Raw genomic sequence first — 19050 nt, 5'->3', positions numbered from 1 at the left:
AAAATTATTTAGGAAGGTTATTCACCTTTTTTTGCTCAAGCATTTCTTTCCAGTGCATAATTTCACTTGGCAAAATAGGCGCTACACCATCAAACTCGGCTACTTCAAGCATTTCTTCAATACTCACAATGCCTTTTTTGTTTTTAAACACACCGCGCACATACGCTATAGCGTGCAGGCCACGTGCAGAATGAAACTTTTGTTCAATGTAAAAATATTTATGATCCCACCCCACCAGCTTGGTACTAATGGTATAACGCTGCATAGGTTTAATATCGCGAATATAAGTAATGGCTGTAGCATTAACAATAGGAAACCAACGGCGCTTCATTACTTGTTTTAATAGACCAATTCGCTCAATCATCCAAGTGCGCGACAAGTCCATCATAGCCAAATAACGCGAGTTTGTTAGATGCAGGTTTATATCGCAGTCTGTTGGCAGTACTTTGTAATCAATATCAACAGTATCAAGTAACTGTTGGTAGTCGCGGTTGCGCTTAATTTTAAAAAATAATAAAAGAAGTCTAATATATAAGTTCACGAGAAGGTCTTACCAGTATAAAGTTAACTCAGTGTAACATAGCCACTTGTTAAGGCGAATGTTCTGTTTTAATCTCAAATTATAAATATAAAAAAGTCATAGTATGAAATATAAATTAGCGACACTTTTCACAACCAGTTTATTATGCATTAGCACCTGCGCACTAGCCGATTTTACAATTAAAGGCCCAGGTACGGTAACTTACCCAACAGGTATAGAAAAAACCTTTAATTTTGGCTTTGCATGGCAGCAGCAGCTTGGCAAATTTTCGATAGGTAGCAAAAGCTACGATATGTCGCAATTACCTAACTCATACTCGGTAGCAATCACTTTAGCTAAAGACGATAGCCAAGTGTGGGTACAAGAGTTTAATAATGGCTTTATTGAAGCGTTTGATTGGCAAATAGGTAAACATACTGTCAGTTTAAAAAAGCAGCAATTTAAAGACCCCGTAAAAGGCAATTACGTGATTGAGCTGAATGGCCGCAGTTACTTTTTTACTCGTAATAACGCAAGCATAGTGATTAATTTTGATGAAAATGGCATAGAAACTATCGCCATTGATGGGGTTACTAAAAACATGGGCACTAAGAGCTAGTGCCCAGTAAGCCGGCTATTAAACTTTAACAGTTTTGCGATTAATACCGTAATCTCGTAGTTTATTTGCCACTGCAGTGTGACTAAGCCCTAAACGCTTAGCTAATTGTCTTGAGCTTGGGTAAGCCGGATACAATTTGCGTAGCAAGGTTGCTTCAAAACGTTTTACAGCTTGATCTAACGACCCTTCAAAATCTGACTCTAAATAGCCTAAATCGTGGGTAAAGGTAGGCAATTGCAAATGCTCTACACGTAGCTCGCTATCATCAAGTAACGACACCGCTCGATAAATTGCATTCTCTAGCTGGCGCACATTACCTGGCCACGGGTACTCTTGTAAAAAGCGTAAGCACTCTTGTGATAAAAGCGGAATTGCGTGGCCGTTTTGCTGCGCGTACTTTTGAATAAAGTGCTCGGCTAATGGGCCCACATCAGCTTTACGGTCTCTCAGTGGTGCAATCTCTAATGTGAGTACATTAATTCGATAGTATAAGTCTTCTCTAAATACGCCCTCTTGCACCATTGCGGGTAAATCTTTTTGTGTGGCTGCAATAATACGCACGTTTACTTTTACTTCGTTTTCGTCGCCCACTTTTCTAAATGTGCCGTCTTGTAAAAAGCGCAGCAGCTTTGTTTGTAGCTGTGTAGACATTTCGCCAACTTCATCTAAAAACACAGTACCGCCATCTGCTTGCTCTAGTACCCCGCGTTTAGGTGCGGTGTTTTCTTCATATCCGGCGTAACCAAATAATTCAGATTCAGCCACATCATCTGGCAAAGATGCGCACGAAAGTGCAATGAACGGCTTAACCGAACGATTAGAGGCATAGTGACACGCACGAGCAAGGAGCTCTTTACCTGTGCCAGTTTCTCCGGTTATTAAAATGGGGGCTTCTAGCTGCGACATTTTGCGTGCTTCGCGCACTACTCTGCGCATAGCAGTACTAAAGTTGTGAATAGTTGCAAAGCTTTCTTGCCCGTAACGTCTAAAGGCACTGACCTGCTGACCAAGGCGGCTTTGCGATTTTATATTTATAACCGCACCAGCTAACACGTCACCTTCACCACCTTGCGGGACGGCAATCGGTAAAATATCGGCAATAAAGTCTTCACCAGCAACATCTACCCGGGTTGTTTGTCCAAGTACTTCTTTGCCTTCTAACCAACGCGTAAAGTTAAACCCTTTTAGTAGGTTATTAATATTGGCCCCGACCACTTCTTTTTCGCTCAACTGTAGGTCTTTACAGGCTGCGTCATTACACAAACGTACCCACCCTTTTGCATCAATCGAAATAACACCATCGGGAAGTGCACGCAGCAGTGTATTTAATTCGTTATGCTCTCGCTCAGAGGGTAAAAAGGCGGTTGTGCGAACATCATGTACGCCATCAATCAAACGAATGGAAGGCATAATTTTTTGAAATTGCTCAAATTCAATTTCAGGAAAGCTTACATACATACGGCAATTTACCGAATCAACCTCAATCCCTTTTAAGTCAACATCGTAGTTTACTAAAATATTTAGGATCTCTTGGGCAATACCTACACGGTCGGCACAATGAATATCTAGACGCATACATCCTCGAATAAGGAAAAACTATATTAGCCGAATAATACGCTAACTCCGTTATTCAATACAGTAAATTGTAAACAAATTTGGACAAACCACCGCCTTTATCGCTGTAAACTCACGCCTATAAACATCAAACTGTAATAACGTGCAGCTTAAAACTAAAAAACGCAGCGTGTAAGCTGCGTTTTAAAAGGGGTCGTGCATATATGCTATTAATTTTGCGGGTATGGGGTCCAGTCTCCGCCATCTAATTGAATATAAGGGCGCTTATTAACATACATCATTATTGTATCGGCGTTTTCGGCTACTTTAGGTGCGCGAGGCAGCGTATCAACTAAGTCGGCAATATTGCCATTACCTGCAAAAAAGTTTGTGCTAAGCACGCCACTAATTAGCTCCGATAAACCAAAGTAACTTGTTGATTCGCTTACAAGCGTTTGTGAATAGCTTTGTACATTTTTACCAATAAACTTAATCGCCACCGGAACAGATACAATACTTGGACTTGGTATCTCACGAAGCCCAGCAAACTGCACTTTATCGCCTTTTAATGCTGCGCCGTGTTCAGGTACTATCATCAGCATGACATTACGGCCACGTTTTTCTAGGTTTTTAATAAACCCGTTAATATCGTTAAATAAGTTTTTATGTCTAATTGGGTAACTTTCAAGGCTACTCATGCGGGCTTGATTCGCTAGTTGATTGCCATCATGCAAACTGGTGGTGTTGTAATACATAGCACATGGCGCGCAGTCTTCACCTTTATCATTTAACCATGAGTTTAGTACTGCCCCGTCTGAGTAAATAGGTTTGTTGTCAAACCCGTATTGAGCTACAGGTAAGTTAGTTATATCGTAAGGCTGCTCATCTATTTTACCAAACTTTTTCACCAAACCTTTAAACTCATCAAAGTGGCCGTCGTGGTTCATAACCACATTGCTTTTGTAACCTAAGTTTTCTAAATTTTTAAACAAATGACACTGCTCTGGCACATTTTCAAATAAGGCAGTTTGGCTTGTTTGACCACAACTTGCTCGTAGCAGGCGAATTGCAGCAGGCCCAGAGTACGAAGTCGCCGAATTAAAATCAGAAAACACCACATCAAAATCGCTATATAAATCATCAAGGCTTACGCCAATGGCCTCTAGATCAGCCACGGCCATCGAGCAAATATTTAGTACTATGACATCAAATAACTCGCCATCATATTGCTGAGGGAATTGGCTTGCTAGCAAACTTTGCTGCTGATAAAACTCTTTTAATTGCTGATCAGGCGATTTTGCTTCTTGCGTTACCACTTGTGCTTGTGCACGAGGCGCCGCTGTTTGAACATTATTAGCCGCCACTGGCTGTGAAATTAAATTATCCTCGTTGTTTGTGCCCTGCCAAGCTACAAACATAAGCCCAACAACTGTTACGGTGGTAAAGCGTATCCACTGTGAGCAATACCAAAAGCACACAGTAATAACAAACAGTGCTAATAACATATCAACATTAATAACCCGCGCCATGAGCTCTAAAAAGTAGCCAAAGCTAAAGTCTTGCACGTTACCAGCTTGGCGTGTTAAACGGTCTATAGGAGGCAACCACGAATCTTTATAAAGTAAAACAATGGCCATTACCGCGCCTAACCAATGTTTGGCTTTATTTAGTAAAGGGTGCGTGTAAGAAATAGCAAAAAAAGCAGCCAGCGCAGCATTTGCTAATAAGCCAAAGTCGATTGCACCATAATAAAAAAGTGCAAACTTAACTAAAAAATAGAGGTTCCACACCCCTAAGCCTGATAATTTCACTATTTACCCTTCTTTATCCTATTTGGTTTGTAAGGTTCGAGTACTTCATGTTTAAACGTAAGCTGAGCATAGTATTTTTTTATTTTTTTCAGTATCAACGACCCCGACATACATAAAAATACGCCAACTAGCATCGCTAAAATTGCTGTAATCAATAATTGATTGATACTCATACGTTACTCTTTATGGCCATTTTAAACGGCACAGCATCTGCGCGCTCGTTTTTAGTAAACTCTGGTGTTTCTAAATCAGCTGCAACATTTGGATCTATTTTTTGCGAAAATTTATAGCTTTCATTCTCTTTTAATTGGGCAGAGTAATCGGTTATATCTTGGCCCGCATAATAACGCCTAAGCTGTTTACATTCTTGCTGAATATAAAAATGATCGGAAATAATATTTTGCTGTGCAAAAAAATCGTTTGTTTCTAATTTAAACAAGTGCTTTATCGCATTGTTAACATCATTTTCGCGACACGCATGTAAATACAAATACACGGTGTTTTCTACCAAACTGAATACGTCACCTTCTCGCTTTATATGAAATAAATGCAAAGGGTGGATTGGGTCAATCCGAGGCAAAAGCTCTAATTTAACCAACACCCCGCTTACCCCTAAATTTACAGCTGAGTCGCTGTGAACTTCTACCTGTTTGGTAAATTCTATAAAAGGCAGGTAACCTTTAGAAAAGGTATTTTCGGTAAATTGAAGTACATGTTCAATAGAAGGCGGTAACGGCCTTGAAAATTGAAACCCTTGAATTGACTGAACTTGTGAGAGCAACCTTGAAGGCTCTGAAAAACTATACAAAATAAGATTAACACCTAAGGTCAAAAATAAGCATTCATCTTGATGGCGGATCACCCCATCAACGTTCTGAATTACTAATTTAAGCCAGCGACCACAGTTTTTTCTAAGCTCAAAACATTGTTTAGCAAGCAAGGCTAAATCGGTATAACGCGAGACTGCAAATACCAATGTTGCCGCCTCTAATTTAGGGCCTTTTGAAAAAAGCGCATTGTTGTCTTTTATTATTTTATATTTTGCAGGAAGCTTGGTCCCTTCGGGAATAGCTCCTTGTACAATCCACACGTCGTCTTCATCTGCAAATACACCCGATGTTGAGGTTTGTTGTTCCGTAATACTATTTTGCTGCACTTTAAAGCAGCCATTTTCAATCATTAATGGATACTGTACAGAGGCGATGATACCTGTACTGTGATGCCAATAATCGTACTCTAGTACGCGCACTGTTGAATCATTTTCAACATATACCAACCCGTCGAGGTCCGAATTTAATCGCCTTAATAAAAAGCGATAGTTAGTCACCTCAGGGCCTGAAACTAAAAATAAAACGGTCGCTCCTGATTGTGTACTAAATTTTTTATAGGCCTGAACACTTTGAATCAGTTGCTTTTGATCCAATGAAGCTAAATCAGTCGTACTAAAGTGAACAATGACTAATGCATTATTTAGCTGTTTATAAGCATTTAGCTCTTTTAGGGTGTTGTTAATTATTTGTTGCTTTGGCCAGTCGCGTGTATCTGCCGAAAACCTAAACGGATGCACTTTGTGTTGGTCAAATGCATGATTTAATGCATCGCTAAAAGGGCCTTCAAAAAATGTTTCTATTTGAGAAGAAACAATATAAATATCAGAGGCTGAGGGTTTATTAATTGCATGTAATGCCAGTTCAGTAGCAAAATTGTCTAAAGGGGCTAAAATTGCATATAACGATGCAGGTTTTAGCTCTGCAGCATAGGGCTGCAAGCCTGAAATGTTAAAGTTTTGCACTGAATTTAGCCTATAAAAAATACTTTTTTACTAGTTTTACCCGCTATTCTATATATAATAGACAAATATTGTCCACTTTAAATAAAAATAATAAACTTCACCATAAAGGCAACAATGCGTAATTTAACGACAAAAAGCTCTGAAACCTTAACATCAAATGACATTGAGAACCTTGCACGGCGTTTTGGCGGCAAAAGTGAAGATTACGTTGAAATTGTTAATAAACAAAAAAATAAACAAACAATAGAAAAATACGCATTACTGAACGAAATACACCGTGCAGTAAATGCGTAAGTAGTAATTGAAACGACAGGTAAACAACCCCTTGCAAAGAATTTTTCTAAAAGGCATTAAAGGCGGCACTGGCGCTACTTCTATGGTTGCCAACTTAGCCTGCGTATTAAAAAAGTCGGGCTCTGACGTTATTGCTATAGATTTAGATTCTAAAAGCGATTTGGGCCTGCACTTTGGCCTGCCTTGGCAGTACAACCACGGCTGGAGTAACGAGCAGGACTTTGAACAAGCCCTTGAGCACTTTCATCAAGATAGTGATGGCATAGTATTTTTACCTTTTGGCGATAAAAGTGTTAGTACCGCCGCGTTATTCGACTTTATCAACAATTGCAATAAACTGGATTATAACAATAATGCTTGGCTTCTTTTTGATTGCCCTGCACATATTGATATCACCCACTATCCGCTCGATAAAAACGACATAGTGATTGAAATAGTTAATTGTGATGCTATTTGCCACAGCTTAATTTATAAAAAACTACAAACGTTAAAACACACTGACAACCAGTGGAAACACTTCTTTTTAGTCAATCGTTATAACTCTGCATCCACACTTGAATTTGACCTGTTTTCTTTATGGCAATCTACCTTGCCGCTTATGGCGCCCTTTTTTATAAATAGTGATGAAGTAATTAAAGAGTCTACAGCCTATAGAAATGTAGCGCTTAATTGTGCGCCTTACAGTGTTGCTAACGATGACTTTGAAACACTTGCCGGCTGGCTTGTAAGTAAATCGGCCCTGTAGTTATGAGCTTTTCTTTATTTTATAAGCGCCCAATACACAGTACTTTGTATTTACTGTTAAGCATTATTTTTACTGAAAAACTTGTACGTTATATTTTATTTAAGTTTCATAGTTATTTTAACCAGCACAAAGTAAACGTAATAGAAGCCTTTTTAATGCCTTTTATTACGCTGATTAGTTCATTGTTTATCAATATAAAAGACCACAAAATTAACTTTGAACTTATTTTATATGATTACTACCCGCATCTTCGCTTGCCGTACCGCACGTTTATTTACTCAAACATTTTGCGCTTTATCATTCAAAGCGTTTATTTGTTATTTTTTAAATACAAACCTAAAAATAGCTCTGTTAGGGAGCGGCTATCAAATCAGTTTTATAATGGGGTAAGTTATTCACTTAAACAGTTGCGTTGGTTTGACTTAAAGCTAGGTAGATTACTAAAGCGTTTGTTATCAAAAAACGTTAAGGGTTCTAAAAAAAGTGCTTTTAAAACCATGGCTGACGCTAAGATTTGGCAAAATAAACTAATAAAATATGTGGTTGTAGCCTTTATATTGTTTTTACTGGCTATTTTTATAACCATTCCGTTTAGCCTAGAAGCGCAAGCCGTGTTTATTAGTTTTATTTTGATAGTGGCATACGGGCTCAAGCGCGTTAAAGGGCAAATGGCCACCATTGTAATGATCACCCTATCGGTAACCACTTCATCGCGTTATTTATGGTGGCGCTACACAGAAACCCTCAATTGGGATGACCCTGTTGCGCTTACGTTAGGCGCAGGCTTGCTGCTGGCAGAAACCTATGCGTGGCTAGTGCTCATTTTAGGCTTTTTTCAAACTATAAACCCCCTAGAGCGTAAACCTGTTCCGTTGCCAGAAAACACCGACTTGTGGCCAACAGTTGATGTATACATTCCTACTTATAATGAACCATTAAGCGTTGTACAACCTACCACGCTTGCGGCGATGAGCATTGATTGGCCTGCTGATAAGCTCAACGTTTATATTCTTGATGATGGCAAACGCCCTGAGTTCAAAGAATTTGCTCAAAAAGTGGGGGTGGGTTATTTAACAAGGCCCGATAATAACCACGCTAAAGCCGGTAATATGAATAGTGCCATGCGCTACACTAACGGCGACTACATTGCTATTTTTGACTGCGACCACGTACCTGCCCGCTCATTTTTACAAATGACCATGGGGCAATTTTTAAAAGACAGCAAAGTATGTTTAGTGCAAACACCGCATCACTTTTTCTCAGCAGACCCGTTTGAGCGTAATTTAAATAACCACAGCCAAATCCCTAATGAAAACATGCTTTTTTATGGGTTGATCCAAGATGGTAATGACATGTGGGATGCCACCTTCTTTTGTGGCTCATGCGCCGTTTTAAAACGTGAAGCACTTGATAATATTGGTGGCTTTGCATTTGAAACGGTAACCGAAGATGCCCACACTGCTCTGCGTATGCAACGTGCCGGTTATAAAACCGCTTATATAAATATCCCACAAGCTGCAGGCCTTGCCACCGACAGCCTCTCTGCACATATTGGCCAGCGTATTCGTTGGGCTCGGGGTATGGCGCAAATATTTAGGCTCGATAACCCAATTTTAGGTAAAGGGCTCGATATACCACAGCGCCTGTGCTACTTAAACGCCATGCTGCACTTTTTATCGGGCATTCCGCGTATTGTATTTTTAACCGCGCCACTGGCGCTCATATACTTTAATGCTTACATTATTTATGCGCCGTTTTTAGCTATTTTTATTTATGTAGTGCCTACACTCATACAAATAAAAGCGACCAACTCACGAATTCAGGGTAAATATCGCTACTCTTTTTGGGGTGAAGTATATGAGTCTGTTCTTGCGTGGTACATATTAAAGCCGACAACCGTTGCGCTAATAAACCCTAATAAGGGTAAGTTTAACGTAACAGAAAAAGGCGGCTTAAATGATAAAGAGCATTACGATTGGGGTATATCTAAACCCTACTTGGTACTTTTACTCATAAACTTAGTTGGCATGCTTGTAGGTGTTTTACGCTTAGGCTTTGGCGATCCGAGCCAAGTGGGCGTTTTGTTAATCAGCATGGGCTGGGCAATTTATAATATTATTATTTTAGGCGCTGCGGTAGCCGTTGCTGCAGAAGCTAGGCAAGTAAGGCAGTCACACCGTATTAAGGCAAACTTTCCGGCTGGCGTGCGCTTAGCAAATGGGCATACGTTAAAAGTTAAAATAACCGATTACTCTGATAATGGGGTGGGCATTGAAACAGAGCACGCTCATTTATGCCGAGTAAACGACAAAATAGAGCTATTAATGAGCCGCGGAAATAAACAGTTTTCGTTTACAACGTATGTATGTAACACCCGAAACAAACAAATTGGCTTAACGTTAAAAGATCTCTCGCTCGAAAAGCAAAAAGCATTTATACAATGCACCTTTTCAAGAGCGGATGCGTGGCTTGACTGGCAAAATAATTTTCGTCATGACCGCCCTTCATATAGCTTTAAAGAAGTACAAAAAACAAGTTTAAGAGGATTTAGCAATTTATTGTTTCATGCTCCTAAGCCATTACAACCCTTTGTAAAACTAATGACAAAAATTGTTGTATATATAAACTCTTTCACCCCTAAAAAACCAATAGTGCATAATAATTATGATTAAAAATTTGCTTAATACATTTCTAATACTGTTTTTAACATGCAGTGCTTACAAAGCATGTGCTATTGAGCCAATGCACGATAAATCTGTGTTTATAAATGGCTACCCAGAAAGCGCCAACGTGTCTAGTTTAAGATTAGACTTTGCTGCTTTAGGCTTTAATGGCTACAAGCTTGATGGCATTAACAACAACTCAAGAGTGGATTTTACCAACCGCATTGATAAATTAAGCACCGATTTACAGCTTAATTTTTCGTACACAAACTCGCCCTCATTGATTGCTAACGTGTCGCATTTAAAAGTGTATTTTAATGAAAACTTAGTCACTGTACTGCCCATAAATGAGCAACTAAGTGTGGTTAAAAATACCGTTAACCATAGCCTAAAACTCAATGCTAAGTATGTACAAGACTACAACCAAGTACGGTTTGAGCTTGTTGGTTATTATGATTTACGTTGCCAAGATTACTTTAGTCGCTCTATTTGGACCGAAATTAATAAATCGAGCAATATCACGCTCAATCAAAAGCAACTGGCAATAGATAGCCGTTTAGAATATTTACCAGAGCCCTTTTTTGATGCCAAAGATTACAATAAGTTAAGCTTACCGTTTGTGTTTGCAAAAACACCTAACACCAAAACGATTGAAGCGGCTGCGACTCTTTCAAGCTGGTTTGGCGCGCAAGCTGACTGGCGTGGTGCTGATTTTCCGGTGGTGATTAACAAATCATTAGATACGCACAGCGTGGTTTTTATTACCAACGATTCAAAGCCTGACTTTTTAAAAGACTATCCCGATGTGGAAAAGCCAACCGTTGAGATTATTTCAAACCCACTACATAGATACAGCAAAATGTTGCTTATTTTAGGGCGTGATGAAGACGATTTAAAAACCGCCGTCACGGGATTGGCCTTTGGCCATAAAGTCATGACCGGCAGAACAGCTAGCATAGAAGCAATTAACCAACTACCGCTTCGCAAGGCTTACGATGCCCCGCGCTGGTTACGCGCTGATAGAGCAGTACACTTTGACGAATTAATTGATTTTGACAATCAGCTACAAGCACAAGGGTTAAATAACGGACCCGTAAAATTAAACGTGCGTTTTGCTCCAGATTTATTTACTTGGCGTGAAAAAGGCATCCCCATTACATTGCAATATCGCAGCACACCCGAGAGCGAGTCTTTGGATTCTCGGTTAAATATGTTGATTAATCAAAAGTTTATTAGTGGATATTTGTTAGATAACGACGACTCTACACTCAATACTACAAAAACATTATTGCCACTTATTGCCAATACCGATACTACACAAAACACAGAAAACTTTTCACTTAATGGCATAAACCTAGCCACTCGGAACGAGCTAAACTTTGATTTTAGATTTAGTGTGCTGAAAAAAGGTGAGTGTGCAATAGCACCACCTGGTGGTGAGTTTGGTGTTATTGATGGTAATTCTAATATTGATGTAAGTGGTTTTGATCATTACATTGCCCTGCCAGATTTGAATGTTTTTGCGAACAGTGGCTTCCCGTACACCAAATATGCCGATTTACAGCAAACACTTGTACTAATTGACCCGCAGCCTTCTGCAAAAGCGTTAACTTTGCTGTTTAATCTTACCGGTCATTTTGGCGCAATAACGGGGTATCCAACCCACAGAATGACAGTGGCCCATTTAAATGAAAATGTTGATTTAGACGACAAAGATATTTTAGTTGTTGCAAAGCCTGGCAGCAAAGCTCAGCAACTAGATGAAGATGCGCATACAAACGTACTTTTAACGAATAACCAACGTGAAATAAAGCAAGCAATTTACAACGGTGCATACGATGAGCAAGCCACAGATAAAATACAAGTAAGTGTAAAAAGTAGCGGAGATATGGCGGTAATTACAGCTTATCAATCTCCTTTTGATTCTGAGCGCTCTGTTGTATCACTTAATGCCACCACTGAAAAAGCATTTGGCTTAATTGATAAAACCCTTATGGACTCGCAAACATTAAGCCAATTAAAAGGCAGTGCTGCGGTTATAAACTCACAAGGCGTTAAAACAATAAAAACCGAAGAGCAATACTTTGTTGGTCATATTCCTGTACATACGCTGGTGTGGTTCCATTTATCTGACCATCCATTTATTCTAGCTCTGCTTTCAATATTAACGCTGTTACTAATTTCATTTATTTTATGGCGATTACTACAAGCACTCACCCATAAGCGTTTAGCTGAAGGAGATGAATAATGACATTACTTAACCGAGCATTATTAGTAGCCGCTTTTTTAAGTTTTTCTGTGTCAGCGCAAACGCAGCAGTGCGAGCCTTGGCAGGGGTGGCAAGTATTTAAAAATCACTTTATTAGTGATGAAGGCCGCGTAATAGACCTAGGCTCAAAACAAAATATTACCACCTCAGAGGGGCAATCATACGCACTATTTTTTGCGCTAGTAGCAAACGATAAAGCCGCGTTTGATAGCATTTTAGATTGGACGCAAGACCATCTCTCTGAAGGCGATTTAAGTACACGTCTGCCTGCGTGGCAATGGGGTGAAACAGGTAATGATACCTATGGGATTATAGACTCAAACCCAGCATCAGATTCTGATTTGTGGATAGCATATAGTTTATCGCAAGCAGCTATTTTATGGGACGACCGCCGCTATAGTATTTTAGCTGCTGTATTAGCGCAGCGTATTATGCGAGAAGAAACCGCCTATATTTCAGGCTTAGGGCTTACTTTATTACCTGCCCCTGCTGGGTTTGAATTTGAAAATAACACCTATAAACTCAACCCTAGTTATTCACCGTTATTTATTTATCAGCAATTTAGCAAATTATACCCGCACTCACCTTGGCAGCAATTACATGAAGCGTCTGCAAAGCTTATTTTGGATACCGCTAAAAACGGAGTGAGCCCTGACTGGGTGATGTATAGCCCAGCAAAAGGTTTTTATTACGATAAAAAAGCAACCGATTTAGGCAGTTTTAACGCCATTAGGGTTTACTTATGGGCCAGCATGATGGCGAACGATGCGCCATACAAAGCACAACTAAGCGAGCAGTTTACCCCTTTTGTAGAGGCTATAAACAGCCGTGGCTACGTTCCTTTAAATACCTATGCGCGCTCTGGCAAAATCCAAAAGCGTGGCCCATTAGGCTTTAATGCTGCCCTACTGCCCATGCTAAAAGAAAATGGCGATGATTCTTTGGTTATGGCCATTCAACAAAAGTTAATGGTCGATAAGTCATTCACACAAACACGCTATTACGACAGTGTATTAAATCTGTTTGGTAGTAGTGCGCTTAATAAGCGCTTCTTAATAACAGCAGACGGGACGCTCAAGCCAAGGTGGAGCACTGAATGTCGTTAAAATGGGCTGTTGTTTGTACGTTAGCAGTCAGCGCAAGTGTGCATGCTAAAACAAATAATGACATTGATACACACTCTGTTGAGTGGCTTTTAAGCCAAATCAATATTGGTGAAGTGCAAGAAAATAAAGATTTAATTGCCGATAGCTTACAAAAGTTATTGGCCATTGCCCCTAATCGAATAGAAAGCCAGTGTGCGCTTGCTCGTTTTGAGTTTGCCAATGGTAAGGCTATACAAGCAAATCAAATTTTAAGAAAAATTGACGGTAACAACACACGTACCCACCCTTGTGTAGAACAATTACGATTAATTGCTAGATTAGAAAACGAAGACAAAGCAGATATACAACAAGCTAAATTACTTGCCCGTGCGGGACGTTACGAACAAGCGCGATTAATTTACAGCAGGCTTTTTAAAAACACCTATCCAAGCTTAGCGTTTGAGCTTGAGCATTTAAGTTGGTATGCACAAGAGCAAAGCCAATGGCAAAATGTAAAAAAAGGCTACGAAAGGCTACTACGCAGTTACGAAAACATCGGCGCGGTAGATATTGCATATGCGCGCCACTTACTCAGAAATAACCCCACTGATAGCACCGCGCTAACTATTTTAAGTAAATATGGTGCCACCTCTCGCTACAGTAATGAAGTAGAAGCAATCTGGTTAGGTGCTTTATCTAACATGCAATTAAATAGCGCTACAGAAAAGCAATTTCAGCGCTACTTTAGCGTGTATCCGTTTAGCAGCAAAGGCGAATTACAGTATCAAGATTTCAAAAAAGATTTAAAAGCGCGACAAAAATTATTAGCTAACCCGGCCTACCAACTATGGCTTAAAGGTGAGGCGTTGCTTGAAAAAAACAAGCTCGTTGCCGCAGAGCCGCTTTTACTAAAAGCGCTCAAAGGGCGCCCTAACGATGGCGCAATTATGCGCAGCCTTGGCACCCTTTATTTGCGTATGGGTAAAAATCAAACATCTTATAATTATTTTACTAAGGCGTATTCGCATACCGCCGATTTTGCCGAGCGAGAAACGCTAAAAGATTTAGCCGCCACAGCGAAGTTTTGGCTTTACATACGCCAAGCTAAAGAAGCCATTAATAATAGTCAGTTTAAAACGGCGTTGCTTAAATTAAATTTAGCCGACACACTTGAGCAAGACCCTGCTAGCGTTTTGTATAACCGCGGATTGTTACAATTTGCTCAAGGTAATTATTCACAAGCGGCCGCTATTTATCAAACCGTGTTAAAAAATGATCCGCTTAATAATGGCGCTCTAACAGGGTTATTAGAAATTGTTGAATTGGATAACAATGAGCAGTCGTTAATCAAGTTTTATAATGCTTTATCTCAGTCTCAAAAAGCACAGCTAAAACCTGTGTATGCGGCAACGTTAAGTAGCCAGCTTCGCGAAAAAGCACGCCAATATAGTGATGCAGGCGATACAGAGCTTGCTGAGAAAACCTTAAAAGGGGCTATTGAACTGGCCCCTGAGCAGCCTTGGCTTTATTACGATTTAGCGTTTATTTATCAACAAAACGGGTTAACTCAAAAGGCAAAAACGTTATTTAATAATGTGCTTTGGCAGTTTCCGCTCAATCCACAGTTACGTTATAGCCATGCTTTATTTTTACGCTCAATTGATGATTATCAAGGCGCTTTAAACACCTTAGAGTATGTGCCGGTTAATGATCGAAATGACGACATAATTACTCTTGAGCAACAGCTTAGGCTCAACGAGTCTCTTCGACAAAGCGAGCGACACTTAAATACCAAAAATAGAACCACGGCTATTTTTCATTTAAGTAATTTAGAAGCGCAAAATTTAACTCCAGTAATGAAAGCCGAACTATCGCGTAGCTGGTATCAAATAGATGAGAAAAAACACGCTCTAAAGTTAATTAATAACGCATTAAATACTGAGCCTACTTTATCACCTTATTGGCATATGCTTTACGCGCAGTGGCTATTAGAACAAAACGAGCGCCCTGCTGTAGAACAATGGTTTTCTCATTACAGCTTGCCAAATAATGTAAGTGCTGGCGAAGTAGAACAGTACGTCAATTTATACACCACGTATATTAATCAGTATTACGAAGGTGGCGAATTATTAGCAAAGCTGAACCAGCTTGATCAAAAGTACCAAAGTACACCCGCCATCACCACGGCATTAATAAATGCTAATTTAGCTCTGGGGCAACAAGAGTCAGCAATTATTGTTTATCAGCAAAAACTGAAAAACAATCAGCCAATTGAACCTCAAGCAATGCTTGCAATAGCAAAAGCTTACAGAGAATTAGGTAACGACTTTCAGGCAAAAGAAGTTACTGAGCGCGCAATAACGCAAACAGATGATCAGCAAGCCTACTTACAGCGCCAAATAATGGCCTCGTTAAATGACTTTAATTACGCAGGTGATGCTTTAGTTTTAGCCAATCAATTAATTGCTAAATCACCCAATGATAAAGAGCTTAGTTATTTAGGCGCTGAAGTTGCTCGAAATTTTAATGAACAAGACCAAGCTAAGCAATGGTATTTAAAAACGCTATCAAGCGAGCAACGCCTAAACGATGAATCGTTTTACAAACAAATTGCTCGCATAGATGAAAATGATGCGTGGTATATTAATGGCGCTAAGCGCGAGCTTATAAATGAGCAAAGCAAAAACCAAGCATACATTGCTATTGGGGTAAACTTTAGTGGCCAAACAAGCACCGAAAGCGAGGCAACTCTTGGCGCAGGCTTAGTACCTATTGAGGCCTACTTTCCACTTTGGCAAGGCCAAGGGTTTATTAAAATAGACCCAACCACTATTAGCGCACAAACAACTCGCTTTGATGAGCAATTTGCTGGTAGCCGCTACGGCCAAGGTGCACTTTGTATATTTACCTGTGCTATTGATGAAGTAAGCCCTGAGCAAGATGGGGTCGACATAGGTATTGGATGGCAAAATGAAAATTGGCGTGTTGATGTAGGCACGACCCCACTTGGCTTTTTAATTGAAGACATAGTATGGGGTGTAAATTACGCCAACAGTATTGGCGACTTTGGTTATAGCCTAGAGCTCGAAAAACGCCCTGTAACAAGCTCCGTGCTCTCTTATGCTGGGCTTGAAGATGTAAATACCGGTGAAATTTGGGGCGGCGTGCGCTCAACAGGCCTAACTGCCAACCTATCTCATGACTTAGGTGGCGATTGGGGCTTTTGGTCAAGCGCCGACTTTACGCTCTATAAAGGGCAAAATGTTAAAGATAACCAACGCTATAGAGTAATGGGCGGGTCTTATTATCGCGTTATTAGTAATCAAGAGCGTGAGTTTACCGTCGGCGCAAGTCTATTGCATTGGGCATATCAGTATAATTTAAGTGAAGAAACATGGGGCCACGGCGGTTACTATAGCCCACAAAACTACGTTGGGTTGTCGGTGCCTTTAAGCTACGATGCGCGCTGGGGCGATGATTTTGTTTATCGCTTAAAAACGGGGATTTCGTATTCGCAAACAAAAACCCAAGCCATTGATTTTTATCCTAACGATACAGACTTGCAGCTACAAGCCTACGATAGAGAATCGATTACCGGGGTGGACCCTGTATTTGAGAGTGATAACAGCTCTGGCGTGTCATACAATCTTGAAGGAAGCTTTGAGTACCGTATAACGCCGCATTGGTTTTTTGGTGGTTATTTAGCCATCGATCGTGCTGACTTTTACGAACCAAACTTTGGCCAGCTCTATATTCGCTATTACTTCAACCCTGTGTACGGGACGTTAGAGTTTCCTGGCACCCCAATTATTCCCTATGCAGACTTTTAACGCAGTGCAAGGTGATATATCGCGAATGCTTCCCCTCGCACTAAGGTATATGTATACTTGAGCGCAATTGTAACTAGGATAAGGGTGTGTCTCTTACCTTGTGGTGTTACTACCATTTAGCAAATCATTATCTTAGCTACAAATAATATACAGATGGTCGAGCGTTTTAGTGCCCCATGGCACAAAACAGCTAAAGCAAAAAATTATAAGGCCATTACAACAATTCTTAAAGTTAGGAAGTAAATATGAGTTCAGCTCCAGATAGTGGTTGGTTTGGCCACCCTAAAGGACTTTCGACATTGTTCTTCACTGAGATGTGGGAACGAATGAGTTACTACGGCATGCGAGCGATGCTCGTATTGTTTATGACAGCAAGCCTACAAGAAGAAGGCCTTGCCTTTACTGTTGCATCAGCTGCTGCAATTTACGGTTTATACACAGGTGCCGTTTATTTCTTAGGCTTACCGGGTGGTTGGCTAGCGGATAGATTATTCGGTGGTCAAAAGGCCGTATGGTACGGCGGTATCATCATCATGTGTGGCCATATTATTTTGGCCGTGCCTCATGAGTATTCATTTTTTATTGGTTTGATCTTTGTTGCTACAGGTACTGGTTTGCTAAAACCAAATATCAGCGCAATGGTAGGCCAGTTATACAGCGATGCTGATGAGCGCCGTGATGGCGGTTACGCTATATACTACATGGGTATTAACTTAGGTTCTTTAATTGGTTACTACGTATGTGGTTACTTTATGGAAAACGTAGGTTGGCACTGGGCATTTGGTGCAGCTGCTGTGGGTATGGCTATTGGCTTAATCCAATATAAGCGCACGCTTAACAATCTACCAGAGCACAGCGCTTTGCCTGCTAACCCATTAAGCGCTAAAGGTGCATCTCGTGCATGGTTTGGTATTGCTGCTTTTGTTGTTATTGCCGCTGGTGTGACCGCTGCAGCAATGACGGGCGCAATTATAATTAACCCAACTGTTGTAGCAGGCTACACAGCTGTTGTGTTTACTATTATATTCTTTATTTATTTCGGGGTTATTTACTTTACAGGTAAATTAACAGCGGGCGAAAAACAAAGAATGTGGGCACTATTTTTAGTATGTGTTGCCTCTGCGTGTTTTTGGTCTGGCTTTGAGCAAGCAGGTTCATCACTTAACCTCTTTGCCCGTGATTACACAGATCGCCTTATTGGCACTTTTGAAATTCCGACTACGTGGTTCCAATCTTTAAACTCACTATTTATTATTGCTTTATCGCCATTTTTTGCCGCGCTTTGGATTAACTTATCTAAAAAGATGGTATCGCCGACTTACAGCGTAAAATGTGCAATGGGCTTAATTATTATGGCTTCTGGCTTTTTAGTTATGTTTATGGCCGCTCACTACGCAGCTGAAGGCTTAAAAGTAGCGCCATACTGGCTAGTAACAACTTACTTTTTACATACAGTAGGTGAGCTTTGTTTAAGCCCTGTAGCATTAAGTGCGGTAAGTAAACTTTCGCCACGTCGTTACACAGGCCAAATGATGGGTGTATTTGTATTAACTTATTCAATTGGTAACATTATTGCTGGCTTACTGGCTGGTAACTTTGATCCAAATAACGTTGAAGAAATCCCTAACTTATACTTACAAATTGCCTTATTTAGCATTGGCGTAGGTATTGTTTTAGTGCTTATGAGCTTTAAAGCGAAAGTATGGGAAAAACAAGGCCTAGAAGAAAAAGCTGCATAATATTGCACGTTTAATTACGCGTAATACTATTTATAATTTCCCCCATAGCCGCTATGGGGGAAATTTTCTCAAATTTCTATATCACCTCGCTGTAAACTGCTATCATCTGCTGATTAATTTTTAACTAGT

At 40.1% G+C, this 19050-nt stretch carries 12 protein-coding genes; 8 read left to right on the top strand and 4 right to left on the bottom strand.

What is annotated here, in order from left to right; genetic code table 11:
- Positions 1-4 precede the first annotated feature (4 nt).
- Positions 5-541 carry a thioesterase family protein gene (locus MTF64_RS03415; RefSeq protein ID WP_248450576.1) on the bottom strand — a complete coding sequence of 179 codons (537 nt, stop codon included), beginning with the start codon at positions 539-541 and terminating at the stop codon, positions 5-7.
- A gap of 103 nt (positions 542-644) precedes the next feature.
- Here MTF64_RS03415 and MTF64_RS03410 point away from each other — a divergent pair, with 103 nt between their 5' ends.
- The gene (locus MTF64_RS03410; protein ID WP_054983023.1) at positions 645-1139 is read left to right on the top strand and encodes a hypothetical protein; all 495 of its coding nucleotides are present in this window, start codon (positions 645-647) and stop codon (positions 1137-1139) included.
- Between the two features lie 18 nt (positions 1140-1157).
- Here the strand turns inward: MTF64_RS03410 and tyrR are convergent, their stop codons facing one another.
- The 3 genes from tyrR to bcsE all read right to left on the bottom strand — a co-directional run bounded on the left by tyrR (position 1158) and on the right by bcsE (position 6296).
- Positions 1158-2714 carry a transcriptional regulator TyrR gene (gene tyrR, locus MTF64_RS03405; protein ID WP_004588344.1) on the bottom strand — a complete coding sequence of 519 codons (1557 nt, stop codon included), beginning with the start codon at positions 2712-2714 and terminating at the stop codon, positions 1158-1160.
- Between the two features lie 209 nt (positions 2715-2923).
- Positions 2924-4504 (bottom strand): cellulose biosynthesis protein BcsG, encoded by a 1581-nt coding sequence (gene bcsG, locus MTF64_RS03400; protein WP_248450574.1) that lies wholly within the window; start codon positions 4502-4504, stop codon positions 2924-2926.
- A gap of 169 nt (positions 4505-4673) precedes the next feature.
- Positions 4674-6296, bottom strand: coding sequence for a cellulose biosynthesis protein BcsE (gene bcsE / locus MTF64_RS03395; RefSeq protein WP_096739278.1), 1623 nt, complete (start codon positions 6294-6296; stop codon positions 4674-4676).
- Positions 6297-6410: 114 nt separating this feature from the next.
- Between bcsE and bcsR the strand changes: the two genes are divergently transcribed.
- The 7 genes from bcsR to MTF64_RS03360 all read left to right on the top strand — a co-directional run bounded on the left by bcsR (position 6411) and on the right by MTF64_RS03360 (position 18921).
- A complete protein-coding gene (gene bcsR / locus MTF64_RS03390; protein WP_004588341.1) occupies positions 6411-6590 on the top strand; it encodes a BcsR/BcsP family cellulose biosynthesis protein in 180 nt (59 codons plus the stop codon).
- A 31-nt stretch (positions 6591-6621) separates the two neighbouring features.
- Complete coding sequence (gene bcsQ, locus MTF64_RS03385) at positions 6622-7335, top strand: cellulose biosynthesis protein BcsQ (RefSeq protein ID WP_004588340.1); 714 nt, start codon at positions 6622-6624, stop codon at positions 7333-7335.
- 2 nt (positions 7336-7337) lie between these two features.
- On the top strand, positions 7338-10007 hold the full coding sequence (bcsA, locus tag MTF64_RS03380) for a UDP-forming cellulose synthase catalytic subunit (RefSeq protein ID WP_096739277.1): 2670 nt from the start codon (positions 7338-7340) through the stop codon (positions 10005-10007).
- Positions 10000-12246 carry a cellulose biosynthesis cyclic di-GMP-binding regulatory protein BcsB gene (gene bcsB / locus MTF64_RS03375; protein WP_096739276.1) on the top strand — a complete coding sequence of 749 codons (2247 nt, stop codon included), beginning with the start codon at positions 10000-10002 and terminating at the stop codon, positions 12244-12246. Before bcsA ends, bcsB begins: the two co-directional genes overlap by 8 nt.
- Positions 12246-13373 carry a cellulose synthase complex periplasmic endoglucanase BcsZ gene (bcsZ, locus tag MTF64_RS03370; RefSeq protein WP_096739275.1) on the top strand — a complete coding sequence of 376 codons (1128 nt, stop codon included), beginning with the start codon at positions 12246-12248 and terminating at the stop codon, positions 13371-13373. Before bcsB ends, bcsZ begins: the two co-directional genes overlap by 1 nt.
- Positions 13364-17182, top strand: a complete 3819-nt coding sequence (locus MTF64_RS03365) for a cellulose synthase subunit BcsC-related outer membrane protein (RefSeq protein ID WP_096739274.1) — start codon at positions 13364-13366, stop codon at positions 17180-17182. Before bcsZ ends, MTF64_RS03365 begins: the two co-directional genes overlap by 10 nt.
- Before the next feature lie 245 nt (positions 17183-17427).
- Positions 17428-18921 (top strand): peptide MFS transporter, encoded by a 1494-nt coding sequence (locus MTF64_RS03360; RefSeq protein ID WP_024032295.1) that lies wholly within the window; start codon positions 17428-17430, stop codon positions 18919-18921.
- The last annotated feature ends 129 nt before the right edge of the window (positions 18922-19050 follow it).

The sequence above is a fragment of the Pseudoalteromonas sp. 2CM41L genome, from assembly GCF_023161905.1.
Taxonomy (GTDB): domain Bacteria; phylum Pseudomonadota; class Gammaproteobacteria; order Enterobacterales; family Alteromonadaceae; genus Pseudoalteromonas; species Pseudoalteromonas atlantica.
Note: the sequence above shows the minus strand (reverse complement) of the source record. Positions and strands in the feature narration are given on the sequence as shown.